The sequence below is a fragment of the Scytonema sp. PCC 10023 genome (genome assembly GCF_963920835.1).
GTDB lineage: Bacteria > Cyanobacteriota > Cyanobacteriia > Cyanobacteriales > Nostocaceae > Kalymmatonema.
In genome coordinates this window covers 1-6,372 of the sequence record NZ_CAWUDP010000203.1, presented here as the reverse complement: position 1 = coordinate 6,372, position 6,372 = coordinate 1, and the positions used below count along the sequence as shown (strand labels likewise).

Genomic DNA, 6,372 nt, shown 5'->3' with positions numbered 1-6,372 from the left:
TGACACTGTGCTGTAAGCGCTGGTCGAAGTACTGATTTAACTCCTCATTGTTATTGACAAGGTTTTGAGTAATGAGTCTGTTGAATGTCTCTCTACCGCCGATGATGTTGCTCAGTTCATCGACGTGCTGTGTAGCCAGATTGATGAATGTCTGATTCCACTCGTTGCGCAGGTTGGAAATCTTGTTGTTAATTTCAGTGCTGTCGGCAACTAAGTTGACAATCTGGTTGTTCACTTCAGTGTTGCTGGTAACCGTATGCTGTAAGCGCTGGTCGATGTACTGGTTTAATTGCTCATTGTTATTCACAATGTTCTGGGTAATCACAGAGATGTGATTTCGTACTTTTTGCTCATAAGTGTTGTCAATTTGCTGGCTGACGTAGTGGTCAAGGTCAGTATTGTTATTGACAAGCTTCTGAATAATGAGTCTGTTGAATGTCTCTGTACCACCTATGATGTTGCTCAGTTCATCTACGTGCTGTGTAGCCAGATTGATGAATGTCTGATTCCACTCGTTGCGCAGATTGGAAATCTTGTTGTTAATTTCAGTACTGTTGGCAACCAAGTTGACAATCTGGTTGTTCACTTCAGTGTTGTTGGTGACACTGTGCTGTAAGCGCTGGTCAAAGTACTGGTTTAATTGCTCATTGTTATTCACAATGTTCTGAGTAATCACATCTCTGTGATTTTGTACCTTTTGCTCAAAAGTGTTGTCAATTTGCTGGCTGACGTACTGGTCGAGGTCAGTATTGTTATTGACAAGCTTCTCAGTAATGAGTGTGTTGAATGTCTCTGTGACAATATTCTGAGTAATTAGGTTGACGTTATTGCGTACCTTTTGCTCGAAGGAGGAGTCGATTTGCTGATCAACATGCCGATCAATGTACTGATTGAGTTCCTGCTTATTGACAAGGTTGTTGATTATTAATTCGACGTTGTTACGTATTTTTTGCTCGAAGGAGGAGTCGATTTGCTGATCGACATGCCGATCAATGTACTGGTTGAGTTCCTGCTTACGTACAACGTTGTTGACAATTAATTCGATGTTGTTACGTATCTTTTGCTCGAAGGAGGAGTCGATTTGCTGATCGACATGCCGATCAATGTGCTGGTTGAGTTCCTGCTTACGTACAACGTTGTTGACAATTAATCCGATGTTGTTACGTATCTTTTGGTCGAAGATTTGGTCGATTTGCTGATCGACATGCCGATCAATGTACTGGTTGAGTTCCTGCTTATTTAAAATATTGTTGATAATTAATCCAATGTTGTTACGTATCCTTTGCTCAAAGGTTTGGTCAACGTACTGGTTGATCTGCTGGTTAATTCTCCTCGATATCTCAACGTTGATTTTATCTTCCACTAGCCTGTCTAAGTAACTAGACCAGCTTTGCAATTGCTGGTTCAGGCTAAACTCCATCTGCTCCTGATAGGCATCCATCGTAAACCTGACTTTTGCCACTTCTACAGCCAAGTTCTTAAAGTGCTTCTCGTAGTTCTTCAGGAGCCACTGTTCGAGCTGATCCCAATACTTAGCCTCCAGTGTTACATCGTTTTCATCTATTACATTGATAGATGTATTAATCTGCTGTAACTGCTCCTCCCACTTTTTCTTGAACTCGTCTTCGTTAAAGCGGAAGCTGAACTGTGTCGAGCTGTTCGCACCGACTGCTTCACGACTGACAGATCCACCAGATCCACCTGTGCCTTGAATATTTGTTACATTCTCCGTCGAGCTGTTCGCACCCACTGCTTCACGACTGACAGATCCACCAGATCCACCTGTTGTGCCTTGAATATTTGTCACATTCTCCGTCGATCTGTTGGCACCCACTGCTTCACGACTGACAGATCCACCTGTGCCTTGAATATTTGTCACAGTGGTTGTAACAGTCCTGGTTGTAGTAGTCTGTCCTTGCTTCTGTTGTGTAACGTTATTATTCTCTTGCTTTTTATAGTTCTCAGCCAGTTCAGTTGCACTCACTGGCTCTATTGCCAGAATAATTTGTCCTTCCTTATTTTCCTTGTAGGTGTCAAAAAATAAACCTGTCAAGGTAGTTTTTTCTTTGACCTCTAAAATGACTTCATCTTTGAGACCATTCAATGAAGTCCAAGTTTCTTCAACTTCAATGCCAGTCACTTTTGTAATAAATTTTCCGCCTTTGACCCAAATTAAAGCCCAAGGTTCTAGCTCAAACTTCTTGTTATCTGACCAATAGGTTGCATTGCCTTCACGAATTTTGAGGCGATAGTTTCCGGGATTTAATTCAATGAAGTTAGCGCCCGATTGCTTCAAACTCGACAGGGTATTTTCGTCCAGTACATAACTATTGCGTTTGCTGTCTACTGTTAAATTTTGAGGAGTGAAAAATGGCTTATTAGTAGTAATTGAAAGATGAATGGAGCCACTATTGTCATCAGTGTTAACATCAAAGAACAAGGCGTTGATAACGGCTTTGTCTTTGACCTCTAACTGCAAATGATCATTATATCCATTTAAGGTTGTCCAGGTTGCACCTACCTCATGACCTGTGGTTTTATTGATAAATTTCCTACCATCAACCCCATATATCCAGAGTAAGACAAAAGGTTCTCCCTCTGTTTTCGCCTTGGCATAACTGTACCGACCGCCGGTAATCTTGATATCAAAAGTACCTTTCTCTAAAGTAAAAGAACTAGCAACGTTTTGTTGCAGATGGTTGATTTGGTCGGGGTTGATAACGTAACAATTGTTTTTGGTATCGATTGTTAAAATGCTCATATCTTCCTCCTTGACCTCTTTAATTTCTTGAGAAACTTTTGTTGTTTCAGATTTTTGGTCTGGGTTGACTTCTGAGGTGGTTTCCGTCGTTACTACTGTCGCTGGTTCATAAAGAGCGATGCCTGCCCAACGACCGACAGGATCGGTCGTGGCGACTAAAGTTCCTTTACCCGTGGTAGTATCAATACGGATTAATTGACCGTCTTTACCTAAGTTAAAGAAGTTGCCAGTCACGCCATAGAGAACATCGCCAACAAATTCCATGCTGGCAAGAGCAGCAAAGCCAATATCGCCGATAGTCTTGACTTCACCTGTATCGAGGTTGTAGCTTGCTAATAACTTCTTCTTGTCGTAACCAATCAAGGTAATATAAGCTTTGCCATTAGCATCAAATGCAACTTCGCCACAGTTGTAGTCTTTACCTGCTACCGATACTACTGGCGTACCTTTACCTGTTTCCTGATTAATAGCAATCAGTTGTTTAGCTGTTGTGGCGTAGAGGCTTTGACGCTGGCGATTGTATGTTAAGCCAACACAAGCAAAGCCAATATCACCAATTACGGTAGCATCACCTGAATTCAGGTCAATTTTAACTAATTGAGTCTTGTCACCATCCTTATCAAGCCCATATAGTTGGGAACCGACAAAAGCAATGTCAGAAACCTCTGTCACTATCTCGCCAATAAAAGTAGCTTTTCCTCTGGCTAAATCCAGAGTATAAAGTTTGCTGAATTCATTGGAGACACAATCTAGGATATAAACTGCCCCTGGTATGAGCTTATTAGTTTTAGCTGTGCGACTGCCACAGATAACTTTTTCTAAGACTCCACTAAAACCATTGACAACGTCTCTATCCGTAAAAGATTGTCCACCTGTTGAGGTTGCAAGTCTGGGGTATTCGGTTTTGATACCTTCTTGATGCTTGCTCTTTGAAGTTCCAAAATAGGTGTGAACCGTCACTCCTGCTGCTTGAGCCTTTTGGATAGCCAAATCAGCAGCTTTCACATCCTCTTGCTTTGTTTTACCTCCACCTCCTTCGAGTGCTTCATCGCCGAGATAAAAGATAGCTCGTGCTGCACCTTTGCGCCAATCAAAGTAATCTGAGATATCTTCAATGGCGCGAGCTGCATCTTCCTGCGCTCCTGCGTCTGCAACTTGTCCTTTTTTTCGACTCCGCAGTTTGGATTCAGGTACCTTCTTTTGAGTCAGATAAGCTCTCAGGGTTTGGTCGAAGTTTGTACCTTTCCAAGTACCTTCTATACCCAACCAAACGACTCTTAAATCTGATGGACAACTAGATTTCGCTTTGGCGATCGCACTTGCAGCAGCATTGCTCAAAGCCTGCGCTTGGTCTTTCATCGAAGGACTAGTATCGATAACAATAACCAAATCAACAGCAGGTATAGAGCTTGCTTGCTTACTTACGCTTTTTTCCTTTTTTTTCTTTTGGTTGAAACCGAAGAATTTCATACTTCAAGGGTCTATAAGTTATAAATCACTTGGAATGCAAGATTCCTTTGAATTCATCCTTATCTTTTGCTGTTCGATAACGCTGTTTTTCATAATGATGTTTTTCACCATGATTAACAAGGTCTAAAAACTGGTCAAAAAATAACTAATAGCCAAAATAGCCAGATTTTTTTCTAGCCTGGCTATGTTTTTGAAGATTATCCAAGAAACTCATTCTTTTTTAGAGCATCGGTAGATAGTAAAAATGACTTTTTACCATCTTTATGTTGCGTTTTTCTTCTATTTCGGGCACGTCGAGTGATTTGAATTAGAGCGGCGCACACAAAATTCTAAAGAGGATTGCGTCCAAAAGCCTCAAAACTTAAATCTTCCTTTTATTTTTTATCTTTATAGGAATTCTTTGATTCGTAGTTTGAATTTTGGTCCCTCATAGTGCCAACCCTGAATTTAGTTAAGCCCTAGTTCTTTATAACATTTCTTTGTATTCTCTGCATAAAAAAATACCTTATAAATATTAAAGAAATATTTACATCTTACTATCGAGGTAAAAATAGGAAAATTCGATAATTTTTTACAAATCAAAAAAATAACGTCAATCAAAAAAAGTGGGAAAAGTAGGAAAAGTAGGTTTTTTATTTTAAAAAATCAAAAATAGTTTACATAAAAGACTGAGGCTATACAAAAAAACCTGCATATGCAGGTTTTCAACTGAACTGTTGAGCCACTCCGCGAGAAGACAGCTACGCGGATTCAGGCTGAAAATTGGGGTTGACTTCTTGCCCGGACTCTGTAGAGACGGCTACCTGGTCAACCTTTTTCAGCTTGTCGGAGAACCGCTCTGAGGGAATCAGCCTACTTATGCCCTTCGGGCACGCTGCGCGAACGGACGAGCCTACTTGTTCGCGGTTTTTGGATTGCTGCTCAAACGCCTCCAACTTTCTTCGGCTCCGCCCCACAATACCCAGTACGGGCATCTTGCACTGACAGCGTATCATCCTGATTTACATATCTACTCAAGTACGCACTAAACAAATCGCGATGCATTTTAATACCAGTTGCATCACGATGAACTCGTTCAGACAGCGATTTCTTGATACGACTGCCGTCTAAATGAGTTTGAGAAAGGGCTGTTTTTTGAGTAGAGAACTTGTGAACACTTCCACCAGCTTTTTCAGCTTTGCGAATGAGTTCTGATTGTACAAAACCTGGAGATTTGGCAGAGATACCCTTACCGTAACTTTTACATAGATCATTAAAGAAACAAAAAAATCTATGGCTGACAACAGAAATATGGGACTTAATAAAAGAAGAAGCCGCCAAAAATCAGTTAAGTTGTAGTGAATATGTAGAGCAAAAACTAAGAGAATTTCACGGCAGATAAATCTGCTCGTGTCGCCTTTGGACCCCGATATAAATAACAAAAGAAGTCTCAATTCATTTAATTTCTTGAGACTCGTATTTCGGGGCGTGACCTCGCATCCCGCGTTATTTAGGTGTACGAGACTCAATCAAAGTCGAGAAGACAAGATTATGGATGCTTTGTTCCAACAACTAAGTCGTCAGCACCTCCACATTACCAGTCTTTTCCTCTGCCTTCTAAATACAATCCACATAGCAGTTCCTTACCCCCGAGTAGCTAGAGGAAACAAGATTATGATCAACTCCGGGAGCCATTCGGGTAGAAGGTACAGGTAACCAAGGCATATTTCCCAGCGATCGCGTTGGTTTATTTACCGATTTTACCCCGTTCTGTGGAACCGCTAGACCGAATTAAAGGGGCAGCAAATCTCTTTTAACTAAAGTAAGTAGGTCAACCTTAAAAAACATAAAACAAACCTAACCCCTCAGCCCCCTTCCCTATAAGGATACTGCTGGTCATTCAGGGGTATCACTTCTCACCCCCGTGATTTTATAGGGTTTACGGTTCAATACTAATAATGCGATCGCCGAACGTAAAGCTTATTTTCTCGTCTAACATAAGTTGTTCAAAATTTATCTTAGTAAAAATTAGAAAAAATCAAAAAAATCTTACATACAGATTAAAAAAGTAGGAAAAGTAGATTTTTTCAGTCAACTTAGGCCGATTGTGACGCTCCTACACCAACCCTAACGGGTATGGTGTAGGCTTCTCAGGCATTGCG

General features: G+C 40.9%; 2 protein-coding genes. Both read right to left on the bottom strand.

The features are described from left to right. Positions 1-4,231 (bottom strand): hypothetical protein (locus tag ACM0OZ_RS47330; RefSeq protein WP_414589904.1); only part of this gene is annotated, 4,231 nt, incomplete at its 3' end. A 921-nt stretch (positions 4,232-5,152) separates the two neighbouring features. Continuing rightward, entirely contained in the window at positions 5,153-5,551 is a 399-nt protein-coding gene (locus ACM0OZ_RS47325) for a hypothetical protein (RefSeq protein WP_414589903.1), read from the bottom strand. Positions 5,552-6,372 lie beyond the last annotated feature (821 nt).